This is a genomic window from Embleya scabrispora (assembly GCF_002024165.1).
Lineage (GTDB): Bacteria > Actinomycetota > Actinomycetes > Streptomycetales > Streptomycetaceae > Embleya > Embleya scabrispora_A.
This window is the reverse complement of record NZ_MWQN01000001.1, coordinates 1741498-1756021: the sequence shown is the minus strand read 5'-3', so window position 1 is coordinate 1756021 and position 14524 is coordinate 1741498. Positions and strand designations below refer to the sequence as shown.

At 71.1% G+C, this 14524-nt stretch carries 15 protein-coding genes and 1 pseudogene; 10 read left to right on the top strand and 6 right to left on the bottom strand.

Annotation, left to right across the window (positions count from 1 at the left end; translation table 11 throughout):
- Positions 1–170 precede the first annotated feature (170 nt).
- The 5 genes and pseudogenes from B4N89_RS07630 to B4N89_RS07610 all read left to right on the top strand — a co-directional run bounded on the left by B4N89_RS07630 (position 171) and on the right by B4N89_RS07610 (position 4628).
- Positions 171–1409: a L,D-transpeptidase gene (locus B4N89_RS07630; RefSeq protein WP_235618515.1), complete on the top strand. Its 1239-nt coding sequence runs from the start codon at positions 171–173 to the stop codon at positions 1407–1409.
- A 150-nt stretch (positions 1410–1559) separates the two neighbouring features.
- A pseudogene (locus B4N89_RS07625) lies at positions 1560–2167 on the top strand (serine/threonine-protein kinase); the annotation flags it as partial.
- Between the two features lie 151 nt (positions 2168–2318).
- Positions 2319–2774, top strand: a complete 456-nt coding sequence (locus B4N89_RS07620; protein ID WP_078975112.1) for a tellurite resistance TerB family protein — start codon at positions 2319–2321, stop codon at positions 2772–2774.
- Between the two features lie 94 nt (positions 2775–2868).
- On the top strand, positions 2869–3459 hold the full coding sequence (locus B4N89_RS07615) for a hypothetical protein (RefSeq protein ID WP_078975110.1): 591 nt from the start codon (positions 2869–2871) through the stop codon (positions 3457–3459).
- Positions 3456–4628, top strand: coding sequence for a PrsW family intramembrane metalloprotease (locus B4N89_RS07610; protein WP_143657889.1), 1173 nt, complete (start codon positions 3456–3458; stop codon positions 4626–4628). Before B4N89_RS07615 ends, B4N89_RS07610 begins: the two co-directional genes overlap by 4 nt.
- A 247-nt stretch (positions 4629–4875) precedes the next feature.
- On the opposite strand, the gene trxA is transcribed toward B4N89_RS07610, so the two are convergent.
- On the bottom strand, positions 4876–5244 hold the full coding sequence (gene trxA, locus B4N89_RS07605; RefSeq protein ID WP_268812471.1) for a thioredoxin: 369 nt from the start codon (positions 5242–5244) through the stop codon (positions 4876–4878).
- A gap of 288 nt (positions 5245–5532) precedes the next feature.
- Here trxA and B4N89_RS07600 point away from each other — a divergent pair, with 288 nt between their 5' ends.
- Complete coding sequence (locus tag B4N89_RS07600) at positions 5533–5793, top strand: hypothetical protein (RefSeq protein WP_078975104.1); 261 nt, start codon at positions 5533–5535, stop codon at positions 5791–5793.
- Between the two features lie 93 nt (positions 5794–5886).
- Here the strand turns inward: B4N89_RS07600 and B4N89_RS07595 are convergent, their stop codons facing one another.
- The 3 genes from B4N89_RS07595 to B4N89_RS07585 form a co-directional block, all read right to left on the bottom strand.
- Positions 5887–6774 carry a hypothetical protein gene (locus B4N89_RS07595; RefSeq protein WP_101897017.1) on the bottom strand — a complete coding sequence of 296 codons (888 nt, stop codon included), beginning with the start codon at positions 6772–6774 and terminating at the stop codon, positions 5887–5889.
- Positions 6775–6843: 69 nt separating this feature from the next.
- Positions 6844–7656 (bottom strand): serine hydrolase domain-containing protein, encoded by an 813-nt coding sequence (locus B4N89_RS07590; RefSeq protein WP_078975102.1) that lies wholly within the window; start codon positions 7654–7656, stop codon positions 6844–6846.
- Positions 7657–7781: 125 nt separating this feature from the next.
- A complete protein-coding gene (locus B4N89_RS07585; protein WP_078975101.1) occupies positions 7782–8087 on the bottom strand; it encodes a GNAT family N-acetyltransferase in 306 nt (101 codons plus the stop codon).
- 223 nt (positions 8088–8310) lie between these two features.
- Between B4N89_RS07585 and B4N89_RS07580 the strand changes: the two genes are divergently transcribed.
- On the top strand, positions 8311–9132 hold the full coding sequence (locus B4N89_RS07580; RefSeq protein WP_078975099.1) for an SDR family NAD(P)-dependent oxidoreductase: 822 nt from the start codon (positions 8311–8313) through the stop codon (positions 9130–9132).
- Between the two features lie 264 nt (positions 9133–9396).
- Positions 9397–10035 (top strand): restriction endonuclease, encoded by a 639-nt coding sequence (locus B4N89_RS07575; RefSeq protein WP_161500661.1) that lies wholly within the window; start codon positions 9397–9399, stop codon positions 10033–10035.
- Between the two features lie 343 nt (positions 10036–10378).
- On the opposite strand, the gene B4N89_RS07565 is transcribed toward B4N89_RS07575, so the two are convergent.
- Together B4N89_RS07565 and B4N89_RS07560 are read right to left on the bottom strand one after the other, a co-directional pair.
- A complete protein-coding gene (locus B4N89_RS07565; protein ID WP_078975095.1) occupies positions 10379–10600 on the bottom strand; it encodes an FmdB family zinc ribbon protein in 222 nt (73 codons plus the stop codon).
- Between the two features lie 180 nt (positions 10601–10780).
- Positions 10781–11101 (bottom strand): antibiotic biosynthesis monooxygenase family protein, encoded by a 321-nt coding sequence (locus B4N89_RS07560; RefSeq protein ID WP_078979181.1) that lies wholly within the window; start codon positions 11099–11101, stop codon positions 10781–10783.
- A gap of 1173 nt (positions 11102–12274) precedes the next feature.
- On the opposite strand from B4N89_RS07560, the gene B4N89_RS07555 reads away from it, so the two are divergent.
- Together B4N89_RS07555 and B4N89_RS07550 are read left to right on the top strand one after the other, a co-directional pair.
- The gene (locus B4N89_RS07555; protein ID WP_078975093.1) at positions 12275–13792 is read left to right on the top strand and encodes an aldehyde dehydrogenase family protein; all 1518 of its coding nucleotides are present in this window, start codon (positions 12275–12277) and stop codon (positions 13790–13792) included.
- Between the two features lie 54 nt (positions 13793–13846).
- Positions 13847–14242 carry a DUF779 domain-containing protein gene (locus B4N89_RS07550; protein WP_201260966.1) on the top strand — a complete coding sequence of 132 codons (396 nt, stop codon included), beginning with the start codon at positions 13847–13849 and terminating at the stop codon, positions 14240–14242.
- The last annotated feature ends 282 nt before the right edge of the window (positions 14243–14524 follow it).

Genomic DNA, 14524 nt, shown 5'->3' with positions numbered 1-14524 from the left:
CTCCGAAGCCGCGTCCGGGATTTGTCCCGGGCGCGGCTTCGTGCCGTGCCGGACCGAGCGGTTGCGTCCGGATCATGTCGAAACCGTCACACCGCGTGCGGGAACGGGGAATTGCTCCACATTGTTAGTGTTGAACGATCCCCGGTCGTCCACCCCTCGTGAGGTCGCACGTGCGTAAGCCCCTGATATCCGGCTCCCGCAAGGGAATTCGTGTCGTCGCGCTGCCGCTCGTCGCGGCCGCGGTGGTGCTCACGGGATGCGGCTCGGGAGGGGCCGACAAGGCGACGAAGTCGGACGCGGCGCAGGCGAAGCCGGGCGACGCGGACAATGAGGCGAAGGACACACCGGCGCGGGTGACGGTGGATCCGGCCGACGGCACGCAGGGCGTGGCACCGGGCAAGCCGGTCACCGTGACGGCCGACTCCGGGACGCTGACCTCGGTGCGGGTCGTGGACGCGCAGAACCGGGCGATCGAGGGCACGATCGGGACCGACGGCCGCACCTGGACCTCGACCACGCGCACCGTGCCGGGCGCCGCCTACACGGTGACCGCGACCACGAAGGGCAAGAAGGGCGCGGAGTCCTCGGCCACCACGAAGTTCGGCACGCTCAAGGCCGACACGGTGAACAAGGTCACCCTGCGGCCCGCCAACGGCGGCACCTTCGGCGTCGGACAGCCGGTGTCGGTGATGTTCGACTACGCGGTCAAGGACAAGGCCGAGGTCGAGCGCAACCTCAAGGTCACCACGACGCCGAACGTCGAGGGCTCGTGGGGCTGGACCAAGGACATCTCCGGCAAGGACCGGGTCGACTGGCGTCCGCGCGAGTTCTGGCCCAGCGGTACGAAGGTCACCCTGAACGCGAACCTGGGCGGTGTGGCCAGCGGCCCCGGCACCTACTTCGCGCGCGACTACGAGAGCACCTTCACCGTCGGCACCAACCGGGTCGTCGAGGTGGACGTCCCGAAGAAGCGGCTGACCATCATGGAGGACGGCGTCGCGGTCAAGACGATCAAGGTGTCGGCCGGCTCCGGCGAGTTCCCCACGCGCGGCGGCACGCACGTGATCCTGAACAAGAACGCCAAGGAGACCCTCGACTCGACCACGGTCGGTCTGGGTGACAGCTACAACCTTCCGGACGTGCCGTGGGTGGTGCACTTCACCTCCTCCGGCACCTTCTTCCACTCGGCCGCGTGGAACACCGCCAACATCGGCGTCGCCAACACCAGCCACGGCTGCGTCGGGATGACCGTCTCGGACGCCGAGTGGTTCTTCAACCGGGTCGAGGTCGGCGACCCGGTCGTGGTCAAGGGCTCGACCAACACCGAGACCACCGAGCCCGGCAACGGCTTCGGCAACTGGCAGATGAGCTACGACCAGTGGAAGGTCAAGAGCGCCCTCGCGGCCTGACCCGCATCCGCATCGCCCCGGGGACCGGCTCGACCGGACCCCGGGGCGTTCGGCTGTCCGGAGGGGGTGTGCCGCCGCGCACGTACGGTGCGAGCCTGCCGCGTGCGCCGGCCAACCGCCGAATCCGGGTGATCGTATTGTTCGGGGGTGATGAAGTCGGGCGATCGCCCGACCCGACGGGGGTGTGGTGTGCGGGGGTTGGCGCAGGACGATCCGGTCGTGATCGGGGGGTACCGCCTGCTGCGGCATCCGGGCGCGGGCGGGATGGGTCGGGTGTACCCGGGGCGGACCGGGCGGGGAGCCTGGTCGCGGTGAAGGTGGTGCGGCCGGAACCGGCCGACGATTCGCAGTTCCGGGTGCGGTTCCGGCGCGAGGTCGAGGCGGGCCGCCGGGTGGCCGGACCGTGGACCGCGACCGTGCCGGACGCCGACGCCGAGGCGGCGCGCCCGCGGCTGGTCACCCGGTTCATCGCCGGGCCGTCGCTGCACGAGGCGGTTCGGTTGGCCGGGCCGCTGCCCGAGGAGACGGTGCGGGCGCTGGGCGCGGGGCCGGCCGCGGCGCTGGTGGGCGTGCACGACGGGCTCGTGCACCGCGATCTCAAGCCCTCCAACGTACTGCTCACCCTCGACGGTCCCCGCGTGATCGACTTCGGCATCGCCCGGGCGGCGGACGCCACCGCGTTGACCACGACGGGCGTCTCCGTCGGCTCGCCCGCGTTCATGTCGCCGGAGCAGGCCAACGGCCTCGTGGTGACCGGGCGGGGCCGCCGGCCGGTGTGGCGCCGCCCCGTTTGGCGGGCTGCCCCCGCAGAATGGATTCTGCGGATGCCCGGGCAACGGGTATCTTCTACGAGTCTGTAGATTGAGGGCTCGAAATCTACGCGTATGTACGCGAGGCAGGGGGATCCCCATGGCTCTGTGGGACAAGTTCAAGCAGTCCGCCCAAACGATGCAGGGGCAGCTGGAAGCGAAGAAGAACGAGCTGAAGAGCGGCGGATTCCGGGACGCGAGCATGGCGATGTGCGCCCTGGTCGCCGCGGCCGACGGCTCCATCGACCCGGCCGAGCGGCAGCGGGTGAGCGCGCTGATCACGAGCAACGACGTGCTGCGCAACTTCGCCGCGAGCGACCTGGAACAGCGCTTCGAGGCCTATCTGGCCAAGCTCACCGCCGACTTCGAGTTGGGCAAGGTGTCCGTGCTCCAGGACATCGCCAAGGTGAAGAAGAAGCCGACCGAGGCGCGCGCGGTGATCCAGATCGGCATCGTGATCGGCGGCGCCGACGGCCACTTCGACAAGACCGAGCAGGCGGTCGTGCGCGACGCGTGCTTCGCCCTCGACCTGGCCCCCGTCGAGTTCGGTCTCTGACCCGACGCTTCGGCCAACCCTTTCGAGGGATCGATTCCGCCCGACGGCCGATGTTCGTCGGGCGGAATCGTGCCGTTCGGCGGACGTTGGAGACATGACCGACGCCCGCATCCTCCCCGGGCCGCGGCGGGCTCGCTGGTGGGGTCCGCTCGCGGTCGCCGCCGTGTTGGTGCTGCTCACCGGCGGGTGGCCGCTGGTCGACTCGTGGATCTCGGGCGACCGGCGGGTCCGGGCGGGCACGGTGTTCCGGGTCGGACCGGACGACGACCACCGCGCGTGGTTCCGGGTCGGCGCCGGCTGGATCCTCGACCGGGCCGCCACCACACCCTCGCGGCTGTTCGTGCTGCGGCACGGTGACGTGGACCTGTCGGTCGCGTACATCTCGCTGCCCCGGACCGAGGACGCCGACGCGCTGTGGACCGGGTTGCGCGACACGCTCCGGGTCGGCGACCGGCATGCCCGACTCGGTGACCCGGGACCGCTGGTCGCCCACGCCGGGGCCCGGGGCATGGTCGGCACCCTGGCCCGCGACGGCGACACCGGGCAGGCGGTGATCTATCCCGGCCCCGAGGACGCCTTCGCCATCCGGCTGATCGCGCTCGCGCCGCAGGCGAGCGCCGATCCGCAGTGGGCTCAGGTGGCGGATGTACTGCGCTCCTTGACGTTCACCGAGGAGGCCGCGTGAGGGATGGCGGAGTCCGGCCGGCCGGCGAGCCCTCGGCTCCGGTCGCCGCGGGGGTGGCACTCCTGGGGTGCCTGTTCGGACTCGGCGTCATCGTGCACGAATACCGGGACACGGTACGGGTCTTCCCGGCCGCGACGGCCCTCGCGGGCTTTCTGCTCCTGCTCACCCTCGGCGTCGGCTACCTGCTGCCGCGCCGGATCCGACCGGTCGTCGCGCCCCCGCACGCCGGCTCGATCGCCTGCGTCGCGTGGGGGATGACCGCCGCGACCGGGTGCGCGATCCTGGCCAATACCGGGCTCGGCGGCATCTGGGCGAAGACCCGGGGCGTCGACTTCGCGGACAGGTGGGGAGCGGCGGTGACCGCGCCGGTCAACGAGGAGACGCTCAAGCTCTGCGGCCTGCTGATCCTCGCGCTGATCGGGTCCGCGATGATCCGCGCGCCGATCGACGGCTGGGTGTTCGGGGCGCTGGTCGGCCTCGGCTTCCAGGTGATGGAGAACCTCCTGTACGCGCTGAACACCATCCTGCTCGACGGCGCGACCGACCCGGGCGCCTCGGTGGACGCGTCCTTCGCGGCGCGGGTGGGGATCACCGGGTGGGGATCGCACTGGGCGATGAGCGCGGTCGCGGGTACCGGTGTCGGCTACCTCGTCGCGCGCGACGGTCGGCCGCTCGCCCGGCGGGTGTCGGTCGCGCTCGGCTGCTGGTTGCTCGCGATGGGGATGCACTGGTTCTTCAACGCGCCGCTGCCGCCGGGGTGGCGGGGGATGCTCGCCCGGGTCGGGGTCGACTTCGTGGTCGCGATGCTGGTGTACCGGTCGGCGCGGCGGCACTATCTGGCCAGGTTTCGCGAGGTGGCCGCCGAGGAGGCCGGGACCGGGGCGATCCGGCCCGAGGAGGCCGAGTTGTTGCCGCGGCGGGCCGGCCGTCGGCAGGTGCGCAACGGTCGGCCGCGGCCGGTCCGGGTGCTGATCGGCGAGATCGAGGAGGCCCAGTTGGCGCTGGTGGCGGGGCGGATCCCGCGCGCGGACCCGAGCGAGCCGGCCCGTTCCGAGCGGCTGCGGGAGGAGATCGCCACGCTGCGGGCGCACCTGCGGGCGCGACCGGCGGCGGGGCGCGGCCGGCCGACGGAATCGCCGGGTGGGTCGGCCACCCCGGGTGGGGCGTGAACGCCCGGAAGCCCGTCGGATGTGATCCGACGGGCTTCCGTGTCGCCTGCTCCAGGTGACCGTGGCCACCGAACCGAGAGAGGCCCATCCACTTCTCGTGGATCCTGATTGCGCGGTGCGCGGCCCTACATCGACCGCTTCTCCGCGTCTCTCCGTGCGGGCCCCTCTCGTTCCCTCCAGTAGACCTCTGCCGTGCCGAAGGTGCAAACGGCGTGGTTCGGGAGGAAGGGCCCGATGTCGTGGTCGGTCAGCCCGCGGCGATCTTGCGCTTGACCTCGTCCATGTCCAACCCCTGCGCCTGCTTGATCAGATCGACCAGCGCGGCCTCGGGCAGGGCGCCCGGCTGCGAGAAGACCACGACACCGTCGCGGACGAGCATCACGGTCGGGATGGACTGGATCGAGAACGCCTGCGCGAGATCGGTCTCCGCCTCGGTGTCCACCTTCGCGAAGACGACGTCGGGCGTGGCCTCCGAGACCTTCTCGAACGTCGGCGCGAACGACCGGCAGGGTCCGCACCAGGCCGCCCAGAAGTCCAGCACGGTCAGGCCGTCGCCGGATACGACCTCTTCGAAGTTCTCCTTGGTCAGTGCGACCGTGGCCATGCGTCCTCCCAAACGTTCGTGCCCCGTGCTGCGTGTACGTGCCTGTCAACAGGCGCGGGGTCGCGGGCATTCCTGGGCTCGTCCCGAGGACCCGGCAACTCGCGGGCGCGCGGCATCCACCGGGCGTGTTCCGCCGGTACCTACCCCGGTCGACCGGCCGCACACGCCCGGGTCGGCGGGCCGTACGACTGCGGGTCTTCGCGCTGCCCACGCCCCGTGACCCCAGCAGTCACACCGGCACCATAGGCTTGTTCGAACCGGCGCAGACCGCCGGTTCACGTGCAGCCGAGGAGTCCCGCCATGCGCTACACCCGCCGCAGCGTCGTCAATCTCGCCCCGGCCGAACCCGGGTGGGACGTCGAGGTGACCAGGTCCGGTGAAGAGCCCGTCCTGTGCCCCGTCATCGGCTGGGCCATCGTCGTGCAAGACACCAGCGCCGAGGGGCTGACCGAGACCGCGATCGAGCCCGCGTTCGTCTACGACGGCGCGGTGTACACCCCCGCCGAACTGGCGCACTCGATCGGTGAACTGGACTACCAGATCATCGAACCGGAGGAGTGAGCGGACCGGTCGGGGCGTCCCGGTGGGTGACGTTCGGATCAGGTGGTCTCGGGAAGTCGGCTCCCGTCGCGACGGCGACGGGGGCCGAACGCGTTATCCGGGCCGGTCGGTGGTGTCGGGCGGCACCTCGTCGCCCGCAGGCCTCCCCGCCGAGTCGGGTTCGCCCTCGGCGAAGCGGGACAGCGTGATCGCGCCCGCGACGGCGAACACGAAACCGGTCAGCGCGAGCGGGCCGTAGAGGCCCGGGCGGCTGTGGTCGCCGAGGAAGACGATGCCGACGCCCGCCGGGAGTACGGTCTCCCCGACCACGAGCGCGGCGGCGACCGAGGTGACCGCGCCGCCCTGCAACGCGATCGTGTACAGCAGGAAGGTCAGCGCGGCGCCGATTCCCAGCGCGTAGACGGTCGGGGAGCGCAACAGACCCGGGAAGGACAGGTCGGTCAGCACCCGGGTGGCCAACGCGATGAGGCCGAAGCCGAGTCCGGAGAGCAGGCCGAGCAGGCGCGAGCGCCACGGTTCGGCGAGCCGGGCGGCGGCCCATCCGGCGGCGCCGAGCAGCGCGACGCAGGCGAGCAGCGACCAGTGGAAGGCGGTGTGGGTCCGGGCCGGGCCCTCGTGCCCCGCGGAGACGCCGAGCAGCGCCAGGCCCGCGCAGACGGCGGCGACCGCGCCCCACTCCGGGCCGCGCAGTCGGGCGCCCAGGACCGGTACGGCCAACACCGCGGTGACCGCGAGGTTGGCCGACTGGGCGGCCTCGACGGCGAAGACCGGCAACTCGCGCAGCGCGACGAACTGGCAGGCGTACCCGGCCAGATCGAGCCCGGTGCCGAGCACGAACGGCCACTGGCGCAGGGCCCGGGTCAACACCCGGGGATCGAGTCCGGACGCGCCGGCGGTCCGCCGCGCGCCCAGGGCCTGCAGTACGGTTCCGACGCCGTAGCAGAGGGCGGCGGCGAGCGCCGCGAGCACGGAGAACACCACGAGTCGACGGTATGCGCCGCGCCGGCCCGGGCGGCGCAGGACGAGCCGGGCGAAGGGGTGCGCTTGCGCTCAGCGCAGTTCGGCGACCACCGCGTCGTTCAGGATCGGCCAGACCTCGGCGGCCCAGGGGCCGAATTCGCGGTCGGTGAGGCAGACGCAGGCCGCGTCCAGCTCCGGGTCCACCCACAGGAAGGTGCCGCACGCGCCGAAGTGGCCGTATGTGGCGGGCGAGTTGGTGGTTCCGGTCCAGTGCGGCGACTTGGTGCCGCGGATCTCGAAGCCGAGGCCCCAGTCGTTGGGCCGCCGGGTGCCGTAGCCCGGCAGTACGCCGTCCAGGCCGGGGAAGGCCACGGTGGTGGCCGCGCGTACGGTCTCCGGCGCGAGCAGGCGCGGGGCGAGCAGTTCGGCGGCGAACCGGGTCAGGTCGCGCACGGTGGACACGCCGCCGGCGGCGGGGGAGTCGCCGATCGTGGTCTCGGTCATGCCCAGGGGGGCGAACACCGCCTGGCGCACGTACTCCCCGAAGGGGATGTCGCAGGCCTTCTCGATGGTGGCGCCGAGCAGGTTGAAGCCGGTGTTCGAGTAGATGCGCTTGCGGCCGGGACCGGCGAGCACCCGGTCCTCGTCGAAGGCCAGGCCCGACGTGTGCGCCTGGAGGTGGCGGATCGTGGATCCGGGCGGCCCGGCCGCGTCGTCCGGCTCGATCGCCCCCTCCTCGATCGCGGCGAGCGCGGCGTACGCGGTGAGCAACTTGGTCACCGAGGCGAGCCGGAACGGCTCGTCCATCGGACCGTGCTCGCCCTTGACCACCCCATCGCGGGTGACCACGGCCGCGGCGGCCTTCCCGACGGGCCAGGTGTCGATCATGCGCAGGCTGTTCACGGGAGTCGAGCCTACGGCGCGGCTCTATGTACGCCCAACCGAGGGAGGGGGATCGTGCCGGATCGTGCGGCGGCGCGGGCGGTTCGGGTGGATACGGGACCGGGAGCCGCCGTCGGGCCGGGGCGTCAGTCGGTGACCTTGCTCGGCGGGGCGTCGTAGACGAGGTCGAAGTAGTCCGGGTGCTTGCCGATCCACGCCTTGACGAACGGGCACAGCGGCAGCACCTTGTGCTCGCCGGCGCGGACCAGGTCGAGGGCGCCGCGGACGAGGGCGCCGCCCACTCCCTTGCCCTCGAAACCCGGGTCCACCTCGGTGTGGGTGAACACGATCAGGGTGTCGGTGGTCATGTACTCGGCGAAGCCCGCCACGGTGCCGTCGACCCGGGCCTCGAAGCGGTGCCGCGCGGGGACGTCCTCGACCTTGATGTCCATGTGATCCCTTCGTTCCGTCGTCGCGTGCCGACGGGGTCGGACGCACCGGTTTCGTTCGTTGCCCCATCCTGCCTGCTCGCGAACCCCGGGCCCGATCGGCGCGGCCGGGGCCGGGGATGCGGCGAAGATCGTTTGGGCCGGATTCGGCGTTGACCTCGTGGCCGACCTGGGGGAGCATGCGCAGATCTGACGCATCGTCATATCCGCCGAGGAGGCACCACCCATGCTCGACCCCGAACCCCTCGCCGGCCAGGTCGCGATCGTCACCGGAGGCGGCGCGGGCATCGGCGGCGGGGTCTCCCGGCTGCTGGCCCGCGCGGGCGCGCTGGTGGTGCTGAACGACATCGACGCGGACTGGGCCGAGCAGGCGCGCACGGACATCGAGGCGGCCGGCGGGCGGGTGGAGGTGGTCCTCGGCGACATCCGGGAGCCGGCGACGGTGGAGCGGCTGCGCGACGCGGCGCTCGCGGCGGGCGGCGCCGACGTCCTGGTGAACAACGTGGGCGACTACCGGCCCTCGACCACGTTCCTGCGCAGCACGGAGGAGGAGTGGCGGGCGCTGCACGCGATCAACTTCGAACACGTGCTGCGGGTCACGCACGCGGTGCTGCCGTCGATGATCGAGCGGGGCAGGGGGAGCATCGTCAACGTGTCGACGGTCGAGGCGCTGCGCGGCATCCCGGGGTGTCCGGTCTACTCCGCGTACAACGCCGCGATCATCGCGTTCACCAAGTCGCTCGCGGTCGACGTGGCGCGCAAGGGGGTTCGGGTCAACGCGATCGCCCCGGACATGGCCAACACGCCGCAGACGACATACGAGGCCAAATTGCGCGATCGCGACCCGGCGTTGATCGGTTCGTGGGTCCCGTTGGCGCGATTCGGCGAACCCGATGACTACGCGAAGGTTGTGCTCTTCCTGGCCGGTGCCGCATCGTCGTATGTGACGGGTCATCTGATCCCGGTGGACGGCGGCACCACGGCCGCGAGTGGGTGGTACGGCAGGGCCGACGGCCGTGGCTGGACCAACCTGCCGGACGGCGCGTGAGGGCACCTTCGTAGGGTGTCCCGTTGTCGTCCGGTCGTGGTCCGGTTGTGGTCCGGGTCTCGTCCGGTTGTGGCGGGAGTCGGGAACCGGGTGACGGTTCCCGATCGTCGGGATGGCGACAGGACAACGACGGTGCGGCCGAAGCTCGGTCGGGCCGCTCGGGTCAGGGCAGTTCGGATCAGGGCAGTTCGGCTCGAAACGAGTTCGGGACAACGTGAACGACACGGGTACGACCGGCCGATGCGTCACCGGGGGACGACGGACATGGCACGTACGACGGTGAGGGCCTACCTCAATCTGGCCATCCTGGTCGCCGGGCTCGAACTCCTCGCCATCGGTGTCTGGTTCGTCCTCGAAGGTGTTCGGGTGAACCAGTCCGACGGCATGATGGTGGTGTACATCTGCGCCGCGGCGGGGCTGGCCTCGGTGATCTGGCTGGCGGGATACCGGCCCAGGGCCGACGAGCCGATCGAGTATCGCGACGACCGCGCGCTGCGCGACGCGCAGGCACGCCTGGACCGGATGGACCCGGCCCGGCTCGCGGAGCATGTGGCCGAACTGTGCGAGCGGGACGGCCTGGCCGAGGTGGAGACGGTGCGGGTGGTCGAGGACGCGTACGCGGTGGACATCCACGCCAGGCGCGGCGACGGGACACCGGCGGTGCTGCGCTGTCGCAGCGCGGACGGCCCGGGCCCGGTGGCGGGCGGCGTGGTCCAGGACTTCGTCTCCGCCCTCGACGCCGCCGAGGAACGCCCAGGGCCGCTTCTGCTGGCCACCACGGCGGGCTGCTTCTCCGCCAAGGCCGAAGCCCTCGCCGCCGGCGCCGGCATCATTCTCCTCGACCGCTCGGCCCTGGCCCACTGGGAATGCGACAAGGAAACCCCGAAGGCGCTGGCCGCGTAACCCTTCGAGCCACGCGCCGGAGCGGGCTCGGTGATCAGCACCTGGCTCCACGCATTCGACCACGTGTACAGCAACGAGGAGACCTTTATCCGCTATCCGCGCGCTGGAGGTCCAACGGCACGCGCTCGACGCCGGGTTTCACCGGGCTCTTTCCCTTCCGGATCCGCTGATCGGCGCCACGGCGGAACAGCACCGCCTGGCCGTGCTCCACTACGACGGCGACTTCGAGGTGATCGCCGACCTCACCGGTCAACCCGCGCAGTGGGTCGTCCTCCCGTGTAGCGCCGACCGCTGAGCGCTGGGACCCGCCGGTCGTGGGCCCCGGGCGTCGGTCGTCAGCGGGTCAGCCGCAGCATCCGCCGCCGCAGCAGCCGCCTCCTCCGCCACCCCCGGCGGGGCGGGGGGCGGAGGCGGAGGCGGCGCCGGTCACCGCGACCGTGGACAGCAGCTTCGTGGTGTCGGCGTGACCGGCCGGACACGTGGCCGGGTCGTTGGCGGCGGCCATCGGGCGGTTGACCTCGAAGGTCACATCGCAGGCGCGGCAGCGGTAGTCGTAGCGTGGCATGGGCCAAGGCTACCTGCGAGTGGCGGACCGTCGGATGATCGAACCGGTCGAGGGTCTGGCCGAGTCGGCCCCGCAACAGCCGGCCCCGCCCCGGTCGTTGTCCGGTTTCGAGCCACCGGCGGACACACGAAGACCACTTGGGGGTGCGGACGGCCGACTTCCGACCAACCCCCGGGCGGGTCAGCCCTTCGGCCCGGTGCTCTGGATCACCTCGAAGGACCACAGGGCCGAGTCGGTCGAGGCCGGCTTGGGCCGCTCGGCACCGTCACCACCACCATGCGCGGCCCGCATCGTCCCGGCCATCCACGTCTGGAAGTCCTCCTCGCTGCGCCAGCGGGTGTACACGAGGTACTTGTCGGTCCCCTCGACCGGCCGCAACAACTCGAACCACTCGAACCCGTCCTGCGAGTCCACCATCCCGGCACGCGACGCAAACCGCTGCTCCAGGGTCTCCCGCATCTCGGCGGGCACAGTCAACGCATTGATCTTCACCACAGACATGCCCCCAGTCTGCCCGACCCCGCCCCGACTCCCTTCCCGCATCCGGCCCCACGGGTGGCCGAGCCGTTCGAAGTACAGCCCCGATCGGTTGGGCGGCCTGCTCCGCGGGCAGTCCGTCGGCCTGTGGTTCGGCGCGTCGAACGCTGTGGCCCGCGCGGCTATTGCATGGATCGAGTGACCTCGGATTCCGTGGATCACCAAGGAGAGCGTCGGCCGTGATCGGTTCATGGCTCCCGGGTGGGCCGGTAATCGTGAGCGCATTGCCTCGACGATGGTGCGCCTGACCAACTCCGTTCGACGGCGCGCGGGTTGCGGGCTGCCCGGGTTGCCGGCGCCCGTCGGGCGCGGTGAGGTCGCGCCGCGTCCCCTGTCGGCGGGCGCGACGTTGTGCGGGGTGCCGCTTGCCGGGGTGGATCTCGGTGCGCATCCGACCTGGGTGGAGACCTGGTCGGGGCGGGATCCGCCGTGGGAGGACTGTGTCGTTTCGGAACGGGACAGGCGGGACGGCATGCCCGTGCTTCGGTTGGAGGTGCGTCGCGGCGGGTTCGCCGATCTCGAGGATCGGCTGGGGCGGGGGTCACAGGCACCGGGGAAGATCGTCGCCACCCCTTCGGGCAAGGGGTCGGGCGTGAGTTACGCGGCAACGTGTGCGACGGGGACGGTCGACTACCTGCTGAGTGTCCGTGGCGGGGCGGAACTACCGCCTTCGGAAAGCTTGTTGCGGGCGGTGCCGGCCGGTAACGCGGCGCGTGACGGTTGTCCGCCCGCGGGCTGAGTCGCCGGCGGCGGGGAGCGACTGGCCATGGACGGCCTCCGGCGCGGGATGGGCAGCGCTCGGGGCCGTGGTTCGGGAGCGATCGGTCGAGGGCGCAGCGGTGTGCCCGAGGTGGGTGTGACGTCGAACGCGTGCGTGGCGGTGCGGAAGGCGTCGGCCGAGGGCTGAGCGGGAGCGGCGAACCGGCCCGGTCGACCTCGTTGCCCGGGCCGGTTCGCCGCCTGCGTGTGTACGGGCCCGACTCGGGCGTTCGTGTTCGCTTTTCTTCCCGGACCCGGTGACCATCGGCGGCCGAGCGACTACCGTCGGCCGAAGGCGGCCAGGCCCGCTTTCCGAGGTCGGGGGTGTCGCCGACGGTCCGTCATGCCCATTGCACGGCAAGGGAAGCGGAGGCTCGCGTGGTCTACAGTCAGCCCGGCCAACCGGACAGCATCGTCACGTTCGAACCGCGATACGACAACTACATCGGCGGTAAATGGGTGCCGCCCGTGCAGGGTCGGTACATGGACGACATCACCCCCGTGACCGGCCGGCCGTTCTGCGAGGTGGCCCGCTCCACGGCCGAGGACGTCGAACTGGCCCTGGACGCCGCACACGCCGCGGCCGACGCCTGGGGCCGCACCAGCGTCACCGAACGCTCGCTGCTCCTGCTCAGGATCGCCGACCGCATCGAGCAGAACCTCGAACGCCTCGCGGTCACCGAGACGTGGGAGAACGGCAAGCCGGTCCGCGAGACGCTGGCCGCGGATCTCCCGCTGGCCGTCGACCACTTCCGCTACTTCGCGGGTGTGATCCGGGCCCAGGAGGGGTCGATCTCGCAGATCGACGAGGACACCGTCGCGTACCACTTCCACGAACCGCTCGGCGTGGTCGCGCAGATCATTCCGTGGAACTTCCCGATCCTGATGGCCACGTGGAAGCTCGCCCCCGCGCTGGCGGCGGGCAACTGCGTCGTGCTCAAGCCGGCCGAGCAGACACCGGTGAGCGTCCTGGTCCTGATCGAGCTGATCGCCGACCTGCTCCCGCCCGGTGTGGTCAACGTGATCAACGGCTTCGGCTTCGAGGCGGGCAAGCCGCTGGCGAGCAGCAGCCGGGTGGCCAAGGTCGCGTTCACCGGCGAGACCACCACGGGTCGGTTGATCCTGCAGTACGCCTCGCAGAACATCATCCCCGTGACGGTCGAACTCGGCGGGAAGAGTCCGAACATCTTCTTCGCCGACGTGGCGGACGAGGACGACGACTTCTTCGACAAGGCCGTCGAGGGCTTCGTGATGTTCGCGCTCAACCAGGGCGAGGTCTGTACGTGTCCGTCCCGGGCACTGATCCACGAGTCGATCTACGACCGGTTCATGGAACGGGCGTTGGCGCGGACCCGGGCGATCGTCCAAGGCAATCCGCTCGATCCGGCGACGATGGTCGGCGCGCAGGCGTCCAACGATCAGTTGGAGAAGATCCTGTCGTATCTGGACATCGGTCGGCAGGAGGGCGCCGAGGTTCTGATCGGTGGTGCGCGCAAGACGGTCGAGGGCTTCGAGGACGGGTACTACGTCGAGCCGACGATCTTCAAGGGCACCAACGACATGCGGATCTTCCAGGAGGAGATCTTCGGTCCGGTGGTGTCGGTGACCACGTTCCGGGACGACGCCGAGGCGTTGCGGATCGCCAACGACACGCTGTACGGCCTGGGCGCGGGGGTGTGGACGCGGGATGCGACGCGGGCCTATCGGTTCGGGCGGGAGATCAAGGCCGGGCGGGTGTGGACCAACTGCTATCACGCGTATCCGGCGCATGCGGCCTTCGGCGGGTACAAGGCCTCCGGGCTGGGGCGGGAGACGCACCGCATGATGCTGGGGCACTACCAGAACACCAAGAATCTGCTGGTGAGTTACTCGGCGAAGAAGCTCGGGTTCTTCTGAGCCGCGGTGGCGAGTGCGGCGGCTTGCGGAGGAGGAGGTGCGGTGGTGTCGGACGTGGAGGGCGGGGCGGTCGAGCGGGTCGCGATCACCGGGGCCGCGGCCGAGCTGGTGGCGGAACTGGCGGTGGAGCATGGGCCGTTGTTGTTTCACCAGTCCGGTGGGTGTTGTGACGGGTCGTCGCCGATGTGTTATCCGCGTGGGGAGTTCCTGGTCGGTGATGCGGATGTGTTGCTCGGATGGGTCGCCGGTCAGCCGTTCTATATGTCGGCGGCGCAGTTCGAGTATTGGCGGCACACCCATTTGACCGTGGACGTGGTTCCGGGGCGCGGTGGTGGGTTCTCGGTCGAGGCGCCTACCGGGCGGCGGTTCCTGATTCGGTCGCGGGTGTTCACCGATGACGAGGTGCGGGTGATGGAGGGGGAGGTGGTGCGGTCGGGGCTGCGGCACTGAGTGGCCTCAAGCGCCGGCCGGGCTGGATTGCCTGGCCTTCGGCCGAGGTGGCCTCAAGTGCCGGCCGGGCTGTTTGGCCTCAAGCGCCGGCCGGGCTGGGTTGCGCGTGTCTGGCTGGGATGGGGTTATGTGTCGGTTGGGCTGGGTGACCTGGCCTTCGGCCGAGGTGGCCTCAAGTGTCGGCCGGGCTACTTGGCCTCAAGCGCCGGCTGGGCTGGGTGGCTTGGGCGGGTGGCTTGCGTCCCAGTTGGGTGGGTGGCGCTTCGGGCAGGTTGGGTGGTG

Bases quoted from the DNA above. Each gene is read 5' to 3' on its own strand.
- B4N89_RS07620 (WP_078975112.1), top strand. From the start codon at position 2,319: ATGGCTCTGTGGGACAAGTTCAAGCAGTCCGCCCAAACGATGCAGGGG.
- B4N89_RS07615 (WP_078975110.1), top strand. From the start codon at position 2,869: ATGACCGACGCCCGCATCCTCCCCGGGCCGCGGCGGGCTCGCTGGTGG.
- B4N89_RS07600 (WP_078975104.1), top strand. From the start codon at position 5,533: ATGCGCTACACCCGCCGCAGCGTCGTCAATCTCGCCCCGGCCGAACCC.
- B4N89_RS07585 (WP_078975101.1), bottom strand. From the start codon at position 8,087: ATGGACATCAAGGTCGAGGACGTCCCCGCGCGGCACCGCTTCGAGGCC.
- B4N89_RS07580 (WP_078975099.1), top strand. From the start codon at position 8,311: ATGCTCGACCCCGAACCCCTCGCCGGCCAGGTCGCGATCGTCACCGGA.
- B4N89_RS07575 (WP_161500661.1), top strand. From the start codon at position 9,397: ATGGCACGTACGACGGTGAGGGCCTACCTCAATCTGGCCATCCTGGTC.
- B4N89_RS07565 (WP_078975095.1), bottom strand. From the start codon at position 10,600: ATGCCACGCTACGACTACCGCTGCCGCGCCTGCGATGTGACCTTCGAG.
- B4N89_RS07560 (WP_078979181.1), bottom strand. From the start codon at position 11,101: ATGTCTGTGGTGAAGATCAATGCGTTGACTGTGCCCGCCGAGATGCGG.